Source organism: Gellertiella hungarica (genome assembly GCF_014197145.1).
Taxonomy (GTDB): Bacteria; Pseudomonadota; Alphaproteobacteria; order Rhizobiales; family Rhizobiaceae; genus Gellertiella; species Gellertiella hungarica.
The window spans coordinates 761,051-776,922 of record NZ_JACIEZ010000002.1; the positions used below are offsets into that span (position 1 = coordinate 761,051).

At 64.3% G+C, this 15,872-nt stretch carries 11 protein-coding genes; 6 read left to right on the forward strand and 5 right to left on the reverse strand.

Annotated features, from left to right (window positions below; genetic code table 11):
* The first annotated feature begins 3 nt into the window (after positions 1-3).
* The 3 genes from GGR23_RS08135 to GGR23_RS08145 all read left to right on the forward strand — a co-directional run bounded on the left by GGR23_RS08135 (position 4) and on the right by GGR23_RS08145 (position 1,813).
* Positions 4-966, forward strand: a complete 963-nt coding sequence (locus GGR23_RS08135; protein ID WP_183365665.1) for a homoserine kinase — start codon at positions 4-6, stop codon at positions 964-966.
* A 5-nt stretch (positions 967-971) separates the two neighbouring features.
* Positions 972-1,412, forward strand: a complete 441-nt coding sequence (rnhA, locus tag GGR23_RS08140; protein WP_183365666.1) for a ribonuclease HI — start codon at positions 972-974, stop codon at positions 1,410-1,412.
* 77 nt (positions 1,413-1,489) lie between these two features.
* The gene (locus tag GGR23_RS08145; RefSeq protein ID WP_183365667.1) at positions 1,490-1,813 is read left to right on the forward strand and encodes a helix-turn-helix domain-containing protein; all 324 of its coding nucleotides are present in this window, start codon (positions 1,490-1,492) and stop codon (positions 1,811-1,813) included.
* Here GGR23_RS08145 and GGR23_RS08150 read toward each other — a convergent pair.
* Positions 1,785-2,123, reverse strand: a complete 339-nt coding sequence (locus tag GGR23_RS08150; RefSeq protein ID WP_183365668.1) for a type II toxin-antitoxin system RelE/ParE family toxin — start codon at positions 2,121-2,123, stop codon at positions 1,785-1,787. The genes GGR23_RS08145 and GGR23_RS08150 overlap by 29 nt on opposite strands.
* A gap of 53 nt (positions 2,124-2,176) precedes the next feature.
* On the opposite strand from GGR23_RS08150, the gene GGR23_RS08155 reads away from it, so the two are divergent.
* Together GGR23_RS08155 and GGR23_RS08160 are read left to right on the forward strand one after the other, a co-directional pair.
* Entirely contained in the window at positions 2,177-2,338 is a 162-nt protein-coding gene (locus GGR23_RS08155; RefSeq protein ID WP_183365669.1) for a type II toxin-antitoxin system RelE/ParE family toxin, read from the forward strand.
* On the forward strand, positions 2,335-2,667 hold the full coding sequence (locus GGR23_RS08160; protein WP_183365670.1) for a helix-turn-helix domain-containing protein: 333 nt from the start codon (positions 2,335-2,337) through the stop codon (positions 2,665-2,667). The genes GGR23_RS08155 and GGR23_RS08160 overlap by 4 nt, the downstream gene beginning before the upstream one ends.
* Before the next feature lie 42 nt (positions 2,668-2,709).
* Here GGR23_RS08160 and GGR23_RS08165 read toward each other — a convergent pair whose 3' ends face one another.
* Together GGR23_RS08165 and GGR23_RS08170 are read right to left on the reverse strand one after the other, a co-directional pair.
* Positions 2,710-3,195, reverse strand: a complete 486-nt coding sequence (locus tag GGR23_RS08165; RefSeq protein WP_183365671.1) for a peroxiredoxin — start codon at positions 3,193-3,195, stop codon at positions 2,710-2,712.
* A gap of 92 nt (positions 3,196-3,287) precedes the next feature.
* Complete coding sequence (locus GGR23_RS08170) at positions 3,288-4,085, reverse strand: protein-disulfide reductase DsbD domain-containing protein (protein WP_183365672.1); 798 nt, start codon at positions 4,083-4,085, stop codon at positions 3,288-3,290.
* A gap of 171 nt (positions 4,086-4,256) precedes the next feature.
* Between GGR23_RS08170 and GGR23_RS08175 the strand changes: the two genes are divergently transcribed.
* Positions 4,257-4,859, forward strand: coding sequence for a YqgE/AlgH family protein (locus tag GGR23_RS08175; RefSeq protein WP_183365791.1), 603 nt, complete (start codon positions 4,257-4,259; stop codon positions 4,857-4,859).
* Between the two features lie 9 nt (positions 4,860-4,868).
* Here GGR23_RS08175 and GGR23_RS23525 read toward each other — a convergent pair whose 3' ends face one another.
* A complete protein-coding gene (locus GGR23_RS23525; RefSeq protein WP_343066629.1) occupies positions 4,869-5,948 on the reverse strand; it encodes a calcium-binding protein in 1,080 nt (359 codons plus the stop codon).
* Positions 5,860-15,756, reverse strand: coding sequence for a DUF5801 repeats-in-toxin domain-containing protein (locus GGR23_RS08185; RefSeq protein WP_183365674.1), 9,897 nt, complete (start codon positions 15,754-15,756; stop codon positions 5,860-5,862). Before GGR23_RS08185 ends, GGR23_RS23525 begins: the two co-directional genes overlap by 89 nt.
* Between the last annotated feature and the right edge of the window lie 116 nt (positions 15,757-15,872).

The window sequence follows — 15,872 nt, forward strand, 5'->3', positions numbered from 1 at the left end:
GACGTGGCCGTCTATACCGATATCAGCGAGGATGATCTCAAGCACTTCATTGCGGCCTATGATGCCGGGGAGCTGCTGTCCTACAAGGGCATCGCCGAGGGCGTCGAGAACTCCAACTTCCTGCTCCATACCACGAAGTTCCCGCTGATCCTGACGCTTTACGAAAAGCGGGTAGACCGCAACGACCTGCCGTTCTTCCTCGGCCTGATGCAGCATCTGGCGGCCCGCGGCCTGTCCTGCCCGCTTCCGCTGCCGCGCAGGGACGGCGCGCTTCTCGGCGAACTGTCCGGGCGTCCGGCGGCGCTCATTTCCTTCCTGGAGGGCATGTGGCTGCGCAAGCCCGAGGCGAAGCATTGCCGGGAGGTGGGCAAGGCGCTCGCCGCCATGCATCTCGCGGGCGAGGGCTTCGAGATCCGCCGCCCGAACGCGCTCTCGCTGGCCGGCTGGCGCGAGCTCTGGGACAAGTCCGAGGCCCGCGCCGACGAGGTGGAGAAGGGCCTTTCCGCCGAAATCCGCGGCGAGATGGCGGACCTCGAGGCGCACTGGTCGAAGGATCTTCCGGCCGGCGTCATCCATGCGGATCTTTTCCCGGACAATGTCTTCTTCATCGGCGACCAGCTTTCCGGCCTCATCGATTTCTACTTCGCCTGCAACGACCTCCTGGCCTACGACGTCTCCATCTGCCTCAATGCCTGGTGCTTCGAGAAGGATGGGTCCTACAACATCACCAAGGGCAAGGCTCTCATCGAGGGCTACCAGTCGGTGCGGCCGCTCTCCGCAAGGGAGATGGAGGCGCTTCCGGTGCTGGCGCGCGGATCGGCGCTGCGCTTCTTCCTGACGCGGCTTTACGACTGGCTGACGACGCCGGCGGGCGCGCTGGTGGTCAAGAAGGACCCGCTCGAATACCTGCGAAAGCTCCGCTTCCACCGGCAGATCCGCTCGACCTCGGAATACGGGGCGCTCTGACGGCCATGAAGCATGTCGAACTCTACACGGACGGCGCCTGCTCGGGAAATCCCGGCCCCGGAGGCTGGGGGGCGGTGCTGCGCTACGGCGATGTGGAGAAGGAACTCTGCGGCGGCGAGGCGGATACCACCAACAACCGCATGGAGCTGATGGCGGCGATCTCGGCGCTCAATGCGCTGAAGACGCCCTGCGAGGTCGATCTCTACACCGACAGCGCCTATGTGAAGGACGGGATATCCAAGTGGATCCACGGCTGGAAGAAGAACGGCTGGAAAACCGCCGACAAGAAGCCCGTGAAGAATGCAGAGCTGTGGCAGCAGCTCGAAGAGGCGCGCAACCGCCACAAGGTCACCCTCCACTGGGTCAAGGGCCATGCCGGCCACCCCGAAAACGAGCGCGCCGACGCACTCGCCCGCAAGGGCATGGAGCCGTTCAAGAAGCGGTGAGGGGGCTGGCTGTTTTTCGCTTGAGAAAACGCACCCGGTCGCGTACTTTATACGGAATTACGTATATCGAGTGAAGCATGACCCAGCTTGGCTACGACAACATCTTTGATGCCATCGCCGACGACGATCATGAGGCTGCGGATCTTCAGTTTCGCGCCGACCTGATGCTGACGCTAAGGCTGATGTTTCAGGAGCGAGGCTGGAAACAGGCGCGAATCTCCGAAGCGCTTGGAATTCCGCAGCCCCGCGTGAGCGAGTTGATGCGTGGAAAGATCGATCTTTTTTCGGCTGACAAGCTGATCGGTTTGCTGGCGCGAATGCAGGTGCGCATTCGGCCACGTTACGATGACGTACAGGGATTTACCTGTGACGTCATTCAGACGCCAGCCGCTTCTGCATGAGACCATAGCGTTCCCGTGCAAGCGCCATGGCCTTGCGGTCGACACCATTGGTGGTTTTTGTGAAACTGTGCAGGATGAAGACGGTTTCACCAAATTTCGCGCAATAGACCGTCCTGTAGGCTTTCGCCCCATTCTCGATCAATTCGATTGCGCCGGTCCCCACCGTTTCAGTCAGATGTTTCCATCGTGAAAAGGGAGCGAGACCCATCTGCACCGCCTGCAGATCAGCGCCGAACTGCCTCTGGACCGGTTTCGGAAGATCCAGAAACTCTCGCTTGGCGGCCGCGTTGACGAACTCGAACTTTCTCATGTTCGAAGAGTGAATGAGAGTAGAAAAATAAGAAAGAACTAAAAAAGATACACATGAAGGTCTGGCGTTTTGCCTTTGCCTTTGATCCTGCCCGGCAAGCGGTCCTGCTGTGTGGCGGGGCAAAGCAGGGAATGAGCCAACCACTGTTTTACAGGCGGCTGGTCGAAACGGCGGACCGGCGATATGCAGACTGGCTGGAAGGGAGCGAGACATGAGCGTCGACTGGAAAACGCTGAGGGCAGATTTGCCCGCCGAGGTGCAGGAACGTCTTGATCATCTTCGCCTTGCGCGGCGCCTCGGGCGGGCCCTTTCGGATTTGAGAAAAGAAGCACGGCTCTCCCAGCAGCAGATCGCTGAGAGCGCGAAGATGACACAGAATACGGTCTCCCGGATCGAGAAGGCGGACGATATTCTGCTTTCATCCCTGGCGCGATACATGCAGGCACTGGGGGGAACAGCAGAAATCGTGCTGAAAGACGGCGCAGGTCGAACTCGCCTCGTCACCGTGGATGTCGCGCCGCCCGCCGGTGAGGGCGCACAATAGGAACCCGCGGCCCCTGCTGAAGCAAGGGCCGCGGCTTTCGAATTACAGGCTTTCCAGCATGTGTGCGGCGGAGGAAACGGTGGCCTGGCCCGGGTTTTCCTCGATGTTGAGGCTCTTCACCACGCCGTCTTCGACCAGCATGGAATAGCGCTTCGAGCGCACGCCGAGGCCGCCGCCGGAGAGATCGGCATCGAGGCCGAGCGCCTTGGTGAAGGCGGCGTTCCAGTCGGCGAGGAAGTGGATCTTGCCCATGCCGCCGGAATGCTCGGCCCAGGCGCCCATCACGTGCCAGTCGTTGACCGAAACGACCGCGACCTCATCCACGCCCTTGCCCTTCAGCGCGTCTATGTTGTCGAGGTAGCCCGGCAGGTGGTTGAGCGAGCAGGTGGGCGTGAAGGCGCCCGGCACGGCAAAGAGCACGACCTTCTTGCCCGAGAACAGGTCCTTGACGGTGGTTTCCACCGGGCCGTCCTTGGTCTTTTCCTTGAAGGTCGCGTCGGGAAGGCGTTCGCCTACGGCAATGGTCATGAAAATCCTCTCTCCTGTGAATAGCGGGCTTCGCTCGCCGGGTTGGTCCCCTGAGATAGGGCTTCGCCACCCGCGGGAAAAGAGGGCAAGCATCATTCCGGCGTCAAATCCGCTTCGATGGCCTTGTCCTGCGTCATCAGCAGCACCCGCCAGGGCAGGGATTTCAGCGCCGGCCCCGGCTTCAGCCCCTTGAGGGGAACATCGAGGGAAAGGACGCCCGTCGCATCCGCCTTGCCGCGCGCGGTGAACACATAGCCGGAAGGGCCCGTCAGCACCGCCTCCGCCTCCGCGCCGGGCGGGGAGAGCGCGAGGGAGAGCGTCATCCGGTCTCCTTCCGGCGAAAGGCGCCCGGCGCGGATGGCGAGACCCTCCGTTCCCGCGGGCGGAACCGCAGCTTCCGCCGCGGCCACGGCGCGCTCCTCCTCGGGGCGATGGCCATGGGCGGGATCGAGGGTGAAACTCGCCTGGAAGGGAATGCAGATATCCTTGCAAAGCCCGATGAAGAGGTCCGCCGTGATCTTGCCTGCCGCATTGCCGATGCGGATGGGCAGCGCCACGGGTGCATCGTAGCCGATATCGGTCAGGGAGCCGAGTTTCAGCACCTTCGGCGCCGGGAAATCCATGCTGAGCAGCGACGCGGGCGCGGAGAGCGAGAGCTGCGGGGGAATGCCGCTGTCGCCCGGCTCGCGCCAGTAGGTGATCCAGCCGGGGGAGGGCTCGATCTCGATCATGCCGCGCCGCGTGCCATCCGGTCCCGCCGGCAATGCGACGAGGCGGGCGCGGCCGCCCTCGTTGCCGATCCAGTCGGTGGTTTCTGCCCGCGCGAAGCCGGCGAGGCCAAGCGTGGCGAGGAGAAGAACAAGCGGACGAGAAAACGGCGATCGAGCCATGGGTATCGAAGTCTCCCGGATAAGGTTCCATCCGGTCTAGCCGATATGTCGCGCCAATGCGCTTCATTTTTGGTTGATTGATTGAGGCAACTGCCCCATCTTAATTTGGTAAATGACAATTCTGCGGGCTGGAGGAACTCGATGGCATTCTCGAAGCTCACCGATCCCACGATGGCGGGAAGCGAACGGGGGGACCGTGAACGCGGCTTTCTGGACGGACAGTTCCTGATCGCCATGCCCGGCATGTTCGACCAGAACTTTGCCCGCACGGTCATTTACGTCTGCGCCCATTCGCCCGCCGGCGCCATGGGTTTCATCCTCAACCGCCGGCAGTCCATCACCTTCCCGGATATCCTCCTGCATCTGGACATGATCGACCAGCATGATGCCATCATGCTGCCGCAGAAGACGCGGGAATTCCCGATCCAGACCGGCGGGCCGGTGGAAACGGGCCGGGGCTTCGTCCTGCACTCGGACGATTATCTTTCCGAATCCAGCATTCCCGTCAGCGAGGATATCTGCCTCACGGCCACACTCGATATCGTGCGTGCCATATCGGCGGGCGGAGGCCCGCGCCGCGCGACCATGCTTCTCGGCTATGCCGGCTGGGCCGGCGGGCAGCTCGAGGCGGAGATCGCCAACAATGGCTGGCTGCATTGCCCCGCCTCGGAAGACCTCATCTTCGATCCCAAGCTCGACGACAAGTATGAGCGCGCGCTCGCGCTCATGGGCATTTCCCCCGGCATGCTCAGCAACGAAGCCGGGCATGCCTGAGGCGCCGCCTCAGACGAGATCCGTGTGGAAGACGCCGAACTTGTCCTTGTAGCGGATGACGATTTCTTCGTTGGCCGCCACCAGCCCGTTGAGTGCCGCAACCGTATACCAGCTGCCCGTGCCGTCGAGACGCACGCGGATATAGGTGTCGCCACCGGTGGAATAGGAATCGACGAAACCCCTTGCTTCCAGGCTGATGTCGCCGGATATGGCGCTGGCGGTGAAGATCTGCGACAGGTCGATCTGGTCTCCCTGAGCGAAGCTGTAGTCCATGATGGCGTCATTGGTGCTGCCAAGCTGGGCCGAATCGATCACGAAGATGTCCTTGCCGGCGCCGCCCCAGTATCTGTTGGAGCCGGACCCGCCCCATAGCACGTCGTCGCCGGACCCGCCGTAGAGGTTGTCGGCCGCCGTCTCCCCGTAGATGATGTCATTATCGGCGTCTCCGTAAAGCGTATCCACGTCGGCGCCGCCATAGATCCGGTCGTTGCCCACGCCGCCATAGATGGTGTCGGCGTCGGCTCCGCCATAGATCAGGTCGTCGCCGTCTTCGCCCCAGATCTGGTCCATCCCGCCTTCGCCATAGATGGTGTCGTCGTCGTCGCCGCCGTAAAGATAGTCGGAATTCTCCTGGCCGTTGATATAGTCGTCGCCGGTTCCGCCGTGGATGATGTCGTTTTCTATTCCGCCATAAAGCCGGTCGTTGCCGTCCTCGCCATAGATGATGTCGTCGCCTCCCTCGCCATAGATCGTGTCGTTGTCGATGCCGCCATAGATGTAATCGCGGTCATCGCCGCCATAGATCAGATCGTCCCCGGAACCGCCATACAGGCGGTCGAAGCCGCTGCCACCATAGATGGTGTCGTTATTCTCGTTGCCGTAGAGGTAGTCGGTGTTGGTGCCGCCCGTGAGCGTGTCCGAGCCGGCTCCGCCCTTGATGACGTCGCGGCCGGCATCGCCGCTCAAGGTGTCGTCGCCGGTACCGCCCTGGATGAGATCGTCACCATCGCCGCCGGCAACCGTGTCGTTGCCGCCGCCTGCATTGTAGTTGTCGTTGGAAACCCCCCAGGTTCTTGTTGTCGGCGAGATTTGTGCCGACGGTCTGGGTTGACGCCGGGATGGTGAAGACGAGATCGAAATCGTCCGTCGTGTCCTTGCCGCCCTTCAGCGTTCCCCCGTCGTCGGTGGCCGTGAGCGTCACCACGAAGTTGCTGCCAAGGGTCGAATCCGCCGGCGGACGGAAGACGAGCTTGCCGGTTCGGATGTCGTCGAGCGTGATCCGGTCGCCGGTGGAGAGGTCTCTCCCGTTGAGCCGCAGGGAGCCGCCGTCGATCGTTTCGGTGACCGTCAGCCACTTCAGACTGTTGCCATCCGCATCGGCGAACCCGATGTCGTCGATGGTGACGACATAATCGTTTCGGTTGCCGAGGATCACCGGGTCCGGCTCCATGCTCGGCGCCTTGTTGACGAAGAAGATGGTCGGCTGCCAGGTCTTCGTCAGGAAGCTGCCGTCGCTGTCGCAGACCTTCAGCGTCAGGTCCAGGCGCGTGTCGCGGGTGATGTCCGAGGTTATGATGTAGGTCCTGTCGGCCTTCATCGTCAGCGTCACGCCATTGACCGTTATGGTGATGCTGTTGGTGCTCCGCGTCAGGTCGAGCGTCCGCATGACGCCGCCGAAGGTCACGTCCACCTTGGTCAGGGCATCGCTGCCGGCATCGGCGCCCCAGGTGCCGGTGTAGGTTTTTCCGTCCCGCAGCTCCTCGTCCAGGATGCTCATGGTAATGTTCGAGGGCGCATTGTCCCGCAGGGAGAAATTCAGCGTGCCGTTGAGCGCGTCGCCATCCCGGTCGGTTGCCGTGTAGTTCAGGGTGATGTTGGCGTTGGGTCCGAGCGCCGTGTGGTTGATCGGCTGGTTCTTCACCACGCTGATCTCGCCCGTCGCGTTGTCGTAGGAGAAGGTCAGCACGGTCACCGTGCCCTGCTTCACCGTCAGCGTCAGCCCGTCGAGGCTCACCGCATAGGAGAAGTTGGCATCCGCCGAGCGGGTGGACCAGAGGAACCGGCCGATGCCGTCCGGGGCGCTGATCTGCTGCAGGTCCAGCGTCTGGGATACGGCTGTCTCCACAAGCGTCGTGTCCAGCACCGACGAGACGGGCGCGGAATCCTGCGCCACCAGCCGCACGACCTGATCGAACGTATCGCCGTCCCCGTCCGTCACGCGGAAGGTGAAGTCGAAGTTCTGGCTGTCCGATCCCGCCGCATGGGTGACGGGTGCCACCTGCCTTGCGGTGATCTTGCCCGAGGCAAGATCGAAGCTGATCAGGAAAACCGTGGACCAGGCGGCAGTCGCGCTTGCCCGGTACTGGATCGCAAGGTCGTTGCCGATCTGGATGTGCTGGTAGTTGGTGCCCTTCGCGCCGAGGCCCTGCCAGCTCACGCCAGTGACGCCGTCCGCGGCCGAGAAGGTCGCGACATCGACAGACCGGTTGAGCGCGGTCTCCAGGAAGGTGCCGCCCGTGGCCGCGGTGGTCGGCAGGGTGTCGTTGATCTTGACGGTCACGGTCTGGCCGGTCTGCGAGCCATCGCGGTCGGTGACGGTGAAGCGGATCGAGACATCCTGCGCCGTCGTGTTGCTTGCATGCAGTAGCGCTGCCCGCTGGCTGGCGAAGATGCTGCCGTTGAGATCGTAGGAGAAGGTCATCACCACGACATCGCGGCCGCCCTGCACCTGAACGAGGTCGAGGGTGCCGTCGTTCTTGGTCACGAAGCGGCAGTTCGGGGCGCCGATGTTGCCGGAGCCGGCAAGCGTCACGCCCGCCACGCCATCGAGCGCCGAGAAGGTGCCGATGGTCTTCTGCCCGGTTTCCGTTTCAAGGCAGGTCACGTTGAGAACCGGCACGGTGACCGGCGCGGTATCGGTGACCGAAATCCGCAGGGTCTGCATCACCGCATCCCCGTCGTTGTCGGTCACGGTGAAGCGCACCTCGAAAGGCTGCGGGTTGGTGTTGAGGGCATGCAGCAAGGGGTTCTTCTGCATCGCGGTGATCCGGCCCGTCGCGCTGTCATAGGTCAGCACCATCACGGTGACCGGGGTGCCACCCTGATCCTGCCGTATGGTCAGCACATTGCCCTGCCGCTCGTAGCTGAACCCGCCCGAGGAGGGCTGGTCCGCCCATTCGAAGCCGGAGATTCCGTCTGCCGCGGAAAGCCGCGCCACCGTGTCCGTGCGGTTGTTGCCGGCTTCCGCAAGGGTGGTTGTCTGCAGGGTGACGACAGGCACGCTGTCCGTCACCTTGATCCGGACCGTGCCCGTGCTTTCGTCACCGTCGTTGTCCCTGACGGTGAAGCGGACATCGAAGGCCTGCTCCGCGTCGCCCCGGTCGTTCAGGATCGCCCGCACCTCGTCCGCCAGGATCTCGCGGGTCGCGGTGTTGTAGGTCAGTTTCAGGACCGTCACCCAGCTGCCGTTCTGAAGCTGCTTCACGCAGAGGATGTTGGCGTTGTTGGCATCGCGCTCGTAGGTGAACTGGTTGGAGGGCGCGCCATCCAGCGACCAGGCGAAGGCCGCGATGCCGTCGACCGCCGAGATCGTGCCGATCCGCTCCGTCTGGGCGGTCGGCTCGGTGATGGTCTTGTCCAACAGCGAAATCACCGGCGCGGTGTCGTTGACCGTCACCTTGAAGGAGCCCTGCACCCCGTCTCCGTCCTTGTCGCTGGCGGTGAACCGCACCGTCAGCTCGGTGCTGTCGCTGCCCGCATCATGCTGGAAGGGTGCGTTTTCCGTCACCCGCACTTCCCGGGTCGCGGCATTGTAGGTGAGTGTCAGCACGGTCACCCAGGTGCTGCCCTGCATCTGCCTGACGTAGAGAATCGCACCATTGGTCGCATCCAGCTGGTACTGGAAACCGGCGGGCTGGGCGCCCGGAACGGTCCAGATGAATTCCTGCATGCCGTCCACGGCCGTCACCGTGCCGGCGATTTTCGTCTGCGCCGCCACCTGCTCGGTAAAGGACACGTCCTGGACCGTGATGACAGGCGTCGTATCCATCAGCTGGGTGGTGATCGTCCTGCTGATCCAGTCCAGGTCCTTGTCGGCGATCCGGAAGGTAACGTTGAAGCTGTGGAGGTCGCCGGTCGGGCCGTTTCGCACCGGGTTCTTGACCGTCGCGGAAATCTGGCCGGTCGCGGGATCGTAGACATAGACGATGATGTCGACGAGGCTGCCCGACTGGCTCTGGCGGATGGTCAGCGTATTGCCGGAATTGACCACGGTGAAACCGGTGATGGCATTCGTTTCCCAGCTGAAGGTGCCGAGACCGTCGGTCGCGCGGAGCTGCGCGACCACGAAGGGTTGCCCCGTCGCGCCTTCGTCGCGTACCGAGTTGGTGATGTCGGCCTGCGGCCCCGTGTCGGTGACCGTGACCGAAAGCGACTGGCTGATCGCGTCTCCGTCCTTGTCGGTTCCGCGAAAGGCGAAGTTGAAGGTGAGCGCGTTCGTCCCCGACGGATGGAGGATCGGTGCCTTCTCCGTTGCGGTGATGCGGCCCGTTGCGGGATCGTAGCGAAGCTCCATCACCAGAACGGATACGTTGTTCTGGGTCTGCCGCACCTCCAGCGTGGTGCCGATGGACGCGTAGGTGAATGTATTGTTCGGCGCACCGCTGGTGGTCCAGGTGAAGGACCCGACGCCGTCGGTCATGGCGAGCGTACCCAGCGTGCCGGTCTGGTCGCCCGGCATTTCGACGAAGGTCAGGCTCGGCGAGGCGACGAACACGGGCACGGTGTCGGTAACGGTCATCGAAACCGTCTGGGTAACCGCATCGCCGTCCCGGTCGGTGACGGTGAAGCTGAAGGTGAAGGACGGATCCGAATTGCCGTGAAGGATGGGGTTGCGCAGGCTCGCCAGCACCTTGCCGGTGACCGCGTCATAGGTCAGGACCATGACCGTCACCGAAGCATTGTTCTGCATCTGGCTGATGACGAGCGATTCCCCGCTGCGGCTCGCGGCAAAGCCGCTCGGCAGCACGGGCGTGCCCCAGCTGAAGCTGCCAAATCCGTCCAGCGCGGAGAAGCTGCCGAGGAGGGCCGGGTCGGTCGCGCTTTCGGACACGGTCACGGAATTGCCCGTCACCACGGGCACCGTATCTTCGACCGTGACGTTCAGCACCTTCTGCAGGTTGTCCCCGTCGGCGTCCCGGACCGTGTAGGTCACGCTGAAGGACTGGGCGTTGGTGCCGCCCCCGTCTGCGTGGAGGATCGGGTTGTTCGCCATCGCGGTGATTTCGCGCCGGGCAAGGTCGTAATCGAAGGTCATCACCGTCACCCAGGCGCCCGCCTGGAGCTGCTGGACCTTCAGCTGGTTGCCGTCTCCCGCCACGTAGCGGAAGCCGCTCGGCGCACCGGTGGTCGACCAGAGCAATGCGGAGACGCCCTCCAGCGCGTCGAAGGTTGCCACCACCCGCGCCGTATCGGGTGCGTTTTCCGAGAAGGAGAGGTTGCCCGTGTCGATCGTCGAGTTCGGGCCCGTATCCGTCACGTGCACGGTCAGCGCCTTCGAGAGATTGGCACCGTTGGCATCGGTGAGGGTGAAGCACACCGCGATGTTCTGCGTCTCGGAATCCGCGGCATGGCGGATCGGGGCGTCCTGCTGGCCCAGCACCTTGTCGGCCGCCGCATCGTAGGTGAAGGTCATCACCCGCACCCAGTTGCCGTCGCCCTGCTCCTGCAGCACATAGAGTTTCGTGCTGTCGTTGGCGTCCACCTCGTAGCGGAAGCCGGCGGTCGGATCGGAGGTCTTCCAGGTAAAGTTGCGGATGTCGATGAGCGGGCTGATGGAGGCCAGCTCCCGCGCGGAGCCGCCGGTCGCATCGTCGGCAAAGGCCACGTTCTGCTGTGTGGTGATCGGGCTCGGCGCATTGGTGGCGCTGATGGTCACATTCACCGTGCTCGCCACCCGGTCGCCATCGCGGTCGGAGGCCGTGTAGGTCACCGAAAGGTCGAGGCTGGTGGAGTTGAGGCCGTAGAGCACCGGGTTGTTTTCCGTTGCGGCGATGCCCCCGGTGGAGCTGTCATAGGTGAAGGTCATCACCTTCACCCACCGGCCCTGACCCTGTTCCTGCTCGACGATCAGGTTGTTGGCGGCGTCGGTGGAGTAGCGGAAGCCCTGAGGCGCGTTGTCCGTGGCCCAGGAGATCCCCTGCATGCCGTCCCGCGCGGTGACGGAGCCCACGAGATGGGTCTCCGAGCCGGCCAGATCGTTGAAGGTCACGTTGTCGACGGTCGTGACTTCGGGGCGGCTGTCCCCGATGTCGACGGTCACGGTCCGCGTTTCCGTGTCGCCATCCCGGTCGGTCACGGAAAAGCCGACGCTGATGTTCTGGTGGTCGCTGCCGGCAGGGTGGAGCAGCGGGGCATTCTGCGTCGCCTTGATTTCGCCGGTCGCGATATCGTAGCGGAAGGTCATGACGGTGACCCAGCTGCCGTTCTGGTTCTGCTTCACGAGCAGGTCGTTGCCGCTCGTTTCGTAGCGGAAACCGGTGCCGAGCGCATGGTCGGTGGACCAGGTGACGCTGTCCACGCCATCCGTGGCGCCGAAGGTTGCAACCGTCTTCGTGGTGCCCGGCGACCCGTCGTCGAAGCTGCCGGTCCCGATCCGCACCTGCGGCCCGGTATCGTGGACAGACACGTTGACGCTGCGCGTGGTGCCGTCGCCATCCTTGTCGAAGACGGTGAAGGATACGGTGAATTGCTGGCTGTCGCTGCCCGGCCGGTGGAGCAGCGGCTGGCCTTCGGTCGCGGTTATGCTCCCGGTCGCCATGTCGTGACGGAAGGTCAGGACCGTCACCCAGATGCCGTTCTGCTTCTGCTGGATGAGCAGGGTTGCCCCATCCCTCACATACTGGAAATCGCCCGCGGGCGCGCCATCCACCGACCATTCGATGCTGTCGAGGCCGTCGACGGCGGAAAAGCGCGCGACCTCCGCGGAGGTGCCGGGAGCGTCCTCATCGGTCGTCGCGTCGTTGACGGTGACGCTGGGCGCCGTGTCGGTGACCTTCACGGTCACGCGGCTTTCGGTGCTGTCGCCGTCCCGGTCGATCACGGTGAAGCCGACGGCGATGTCCTGGCTGTCGCTGCCCGAGGCATGGAGGAGGGGCCGGTTCTCGGTGGCCGAGATCTTGCCCGTCGCGATGTCGTAGCGGAAGGTCATCACGGTGACCCAGTCGCCGCTCTGCTTCTGCTGGACAAGCAGATCGTTGCCGTTCGTCTGGTAGCGGAAATCGGGGCCGAGCTGGTGCTGCGTCGACCATTCCACCCGCTCGACGCCATCCACGGCGGCGAAGGAGGCCACGGCCTTTTCCACGCCAAGGCTCGCGTCGGAGAACTGGTTGCCGGCAGAGGCAGCATCGTTCACGGTGACGCTGGGCGCCGTGTCGGTGACCTTCACGGTCACGCGGCTTTCGGTGCTGTCGCCGTCCCTGTCGGTGACGGTGAAGCCGACGACGATGTCCTGGCTGTCGCTGCCGGAGGCATGGAGGAGGGGCCGGTTCTCGGTGGCCGAGATCTTGCCCGTCGCGATGTCGTAGCGGAAGGTCATGACGGTGACCCAGTCGCCGTTCTGCTTCTGCTGAACGAGCAGGTCGTTGCCGCTCGTCTGGTAGCGGAAATCGGGGTCGAGCTGGTGCTGCGTCGACCATTCCACCCGCTCGACGCCATCCACGGCGGCGAAGGAGGCCACGGCCCTTTCCACGCCGAGGCTTGCATCGGAGAACTGGTTGCCGGCAGAGGCGGCGTCGTTGACGGTGACGGTAGGTGCCGTGTCGGTGACCTTCACGGTCACGCGGCTTTCGGTGCTATCGCCGTCCCTGTCGATCACGGTGAAGCCGACGGCGATGTCCTGGCTGTCGCTGCCGGAGGCATGAAGGAGGGGCCGGTTCTCGGGGACCGAGATCCTGCCCGTCGCGATGTCGTAGCGGAAGGTCATCACGGTGACCCAGTCGCCGTTCTGCTTCTGCTGCACGAGCAGGTCGTTGCCGCTCGTCTGGTAGCGGAAGTCGGGGCCGAGCTGGTGCTGCGTCGACCATTCCACCCGCTCGACGCCATCCACGGCGGCGAAGGAGGCCACGGCCTTTTCCACGCCGAGGCCCGCATCGGAGAACTGGTTGCCGGCAGAGGCAGCGTCGTTGACGGTGACGGTAGGTGCCGTGTCGGTGACCTTCACGGTCACGCGGCTTTCGGTGCGGTCGCCGTCCCTGTCGATCACGGTGAAGCCGACGGCGATGTCCTGGCTGTCGCTGCCGGAAGCATGGAGGAGGGGCCGGTTCTCGGTAGCCGAGATCCTGCCCGTCGCGATGTCGTAGCGGAAGGTCATCACGGTGACCCAGTCGCCGTTCTGCTTCTGCTGAACGAGCAGGTCGTTGCCGCTCGTCTGGTAGCGGAAGTCGGGGCCGAGCTGGTGCTGCGTCGACCACTCCACCCGCTCGACGCCATCCACGGCGGCGAAGGAGGCCACGGCCTTTTCCACGCCAAGGCCCGCATCGGAGAACTGGTTGCCGGCAGAGGCGGCGTCGTTGACGGTGACGGTAGGTGCCGTATCGGTGACCTTCACGGTCACGCGGCTTTCGGTGCTGTCGCCGTCCCTGTCGATCACGGTGAAGCCGACGGCGATGTCCTGGCTGTCGCTGCCGGAGGCATGGAGGAGGGGCCGGTTCTCGGTGACCGAGATCCTGCCCGTCGCGATGTCGTAGCGGAAGGTCATCACGGTGACCCAGTCGCCGTTCTGCTTCTGCTGGACAAGCAGGTCGTTGCCGCTCGTCTGGTAGCGGAAATCGGGGCCGAGCTGGTGCTGCGTCGACCAGGTCACGCCGCGGATACCGTCCGGAGCCTCGAAGGTCGCCACGGTCTCCGTCCTGCCCGCCACTTCCTCGGAGAATTGGTTGCTGCCCGCCGTCACCGGGCTGACGGCGATCACGGGCAGGCTGTCCCGGATGGCGAAGGTGAGATAGGAGGTCACCGCGTCGCCATCGGAATCGATGACCCGGAAGGCGAGATCGAGCGTCAGCCGGTTTTCGCCGTCGCCTTCTGCATGGCGCAGCGGATTGTCCTTCTGCACCGAAACCGTGCCGTCCGGCCGGATGGTGAGGCGATAGACGGAAACGAGCGCCCCGTCCTGCATCTGCAGGATGGAGAGCGTGTCGCCGGAAATGCGGAAGGTCAGGTCCTGCCTGTCCTGCGGCAGCACCCATTCGGCATGGTTGCGCCCGTTATCCGTGTCGAAGAGCAGGCTGGTGAACGGCAGGGCGCTGTCTTCCGCGATCTCCACGCCGGAATCGGCCCGCGGCGGAAAGGTGTTCGACAGCTTGCTGACGAAACTGCCGATCATCGTGTCGCCATCGCCGTCGGTCACCCTGTAGCTGATGGTCAGGCTGATGTCCTTGTTGCTGGCGCCGGGGTCGAAGTTCACCGGCGCGAGGTCCGTCTCCACCGGCCGGCCGTCGACAAGCGCGATCTTGCGCACGAGCACCTCGATCCCGCCCTGCAGCTGGTAGACGAGCAGCGCGCCTTCGGTGTCGAGCTTGTAGACGAAGCCATCCGGCGCGCCGCCTGCGATGAGGACGCGGCTGCCGCCATCGGTGCCCGGCACCAGGGGCAGGTCGCCATGCGGGGAATCGTCCTTGATGCGGATGAGGCCCGACCCGTCGAAGTCGCTCTTGTGCAGCCCGCCCTTGGAATCGATCGCGGTGACCTTGATCGACAGGATATCCTTGCCGAGCGTTAGAAACGTATCCGTGCCGGATCCTTTCGGCCCGTGCTTCAGCGGTTCGAAGAGCGAGACCGTCAGGCGCCCGCCATTGGACATCTCGATGGACAGCACCGTCTTGCCGTCCTTCGTGCGGCCGACGATCCTGCCGCCCGCGGTGAACAGGAAGATCCCGTCGCCGCCGAGCGTGCGCCAGCCGGAGAAGATCCCCTCGAGGGCGAGCGTCAGCCGCACCTCCTTCAGCACGCCGTCGGTGCAGGTGAGCACGACGAGGCTCGTGGTTCCCAGCGGCCGGCCATTGCCCCAGTCTGCCGCGGGGCTCGCCTCGTCGAGAAGCGCGGTGCCGGTGATCGATACCACCGGCGTCGGGACCTTCGGCTCGGCAGGCGGCGGCGCATCCGGCGCCAGCAGATGGGGCAGCCGCCCCCGCTCCGGGAAGAGAAGGATGGGCGAGACGATGTCGTCGAGGCTCGGGAAGTAGGGCCGGATGTCGGACTGGATCAGCTCCGGCGTGCTGACGTCCTCCGCCATCGTCGAGAAAGGCGAGACCGAACCCGATCCGGTGCGGGTGGCGGCATCGTCGCCCTTTTCGATATGGCTGCGCGGAACGCTGTGGGTGGTCCCCGTCGTCAGCCCATCGCCGCCGGAAGCGTCGCCGGCGGGCTTCTTCTGCGGCGCGATGCTCTTTCCGCCCTGCTTTTCCTCCTCCTGGCCGTCGCCGGCGGTCTTCGCCTTTTCGGGCTCCGGCTGCTTTTCCTGCTTGCCGCCGGTCACCGACTTGTGGCCGGGCGTCCCGGTACCGGGATCCTTGCCCTCCTTCTGGACGGCAGCCGGGCTCGCGTTTCGGGGCAGGGCGGTCTCCGCCTGCTTGCGCGAGGCGAAGGCCTGCTTCAGCTGGAGAATGGCCTGCGGCAGGATGTTCATCAGCTCGTCGAGCCCCGCCATCTGGCCGATGAAAAGGCCGTTGAGGCCGAGCAGGGTGCTCCGGTAGGACATCTTCGAACGGCGCGCCGTCTTGCGCAGGCGTGCCACGGGCTTGCCCTCCGACGCAGAAGCGGTCGCGGCGGAAACCACGCGAGCCTCCACCGTGTCACGCGCGGAATCCATGTTCAGGCTGGCGTTTTTCTTGTCGCTGTCCATGGCGCAGTCCTAAATGATTTCATCCGAATAGGCGGAACAACTAAAACAACCACCCACTGTATGTCAATCGGAAAACCACCCTGCGGGCCGGCTTTCGCGGTTAACCAAGGATAACT

Bases quoted from the DNA above. Each gene is read 5' to 3' on its own strand.
- GGR23_RS08170 (WP_183365672.1), bottom strand. From the start codon at position 4,085: ATGGCTCGATCGCCGTTTTCTCGTCCGCTTGTTCTTCTCCTCGCCACG.
- GGR23_RS08145 (WP_183365667.1), top strand. From the start codon at position 1,490: ATGACCCAGCTTGGCTACGACAACATCTTTGATGCCATCGCCGACGAC.
- GGR23_RS08165 (WP_183365671.1), bottom strand. From the start codon at position 3,195: ATGACCATTGCCGTAGGCGAACGCCTTCCCGACGCGACCTTCAAGGAA.
- GGR23_RS08155 (WP_183365669.1), top strand. From the start codon at position 2,177: ATGAAGGTCTGGCGTTTTGCCTTTGCCTTTGATCCTGCCCGGCAAGCG.
- GGR23_RS08160 (WP_183365670.1), top strand. From the start codon at position 2,335: ATGAGCGTCGACTGGAAAACGCTGAGGGCAGATTTGCCCGCCGAGGTG.
- rnhA (WP_183365666.1), top strand. From the start codon at position 972: ATGAAGCATGTCGAACTCTACACGGACGGCGCCTGCTCGGGAAATCCC.
- GGR23_RS08175 (WP_183365791.1), top strand. From the start codon at position 4,257: ATGGCGGGAAGCGAACGGGGGGACCGTGAACGCGGCTTTCTGGACGGA.
- GGR23_RS08185 (WP_183365674.1), bottom strand. From the start codon at position 15,756: ATGGACAGCGACAAGAAAAACGCCAGCCTGAACATGGATTCCGCGCGT.
- GGR23_RS08150 (WP_183365668.1), bottom strand. From the start codon at position 2,123: ATGAGAAAGTTCGAGTTCGTCAACGCGGCCGCCAAGCGAGAGTTTCTG.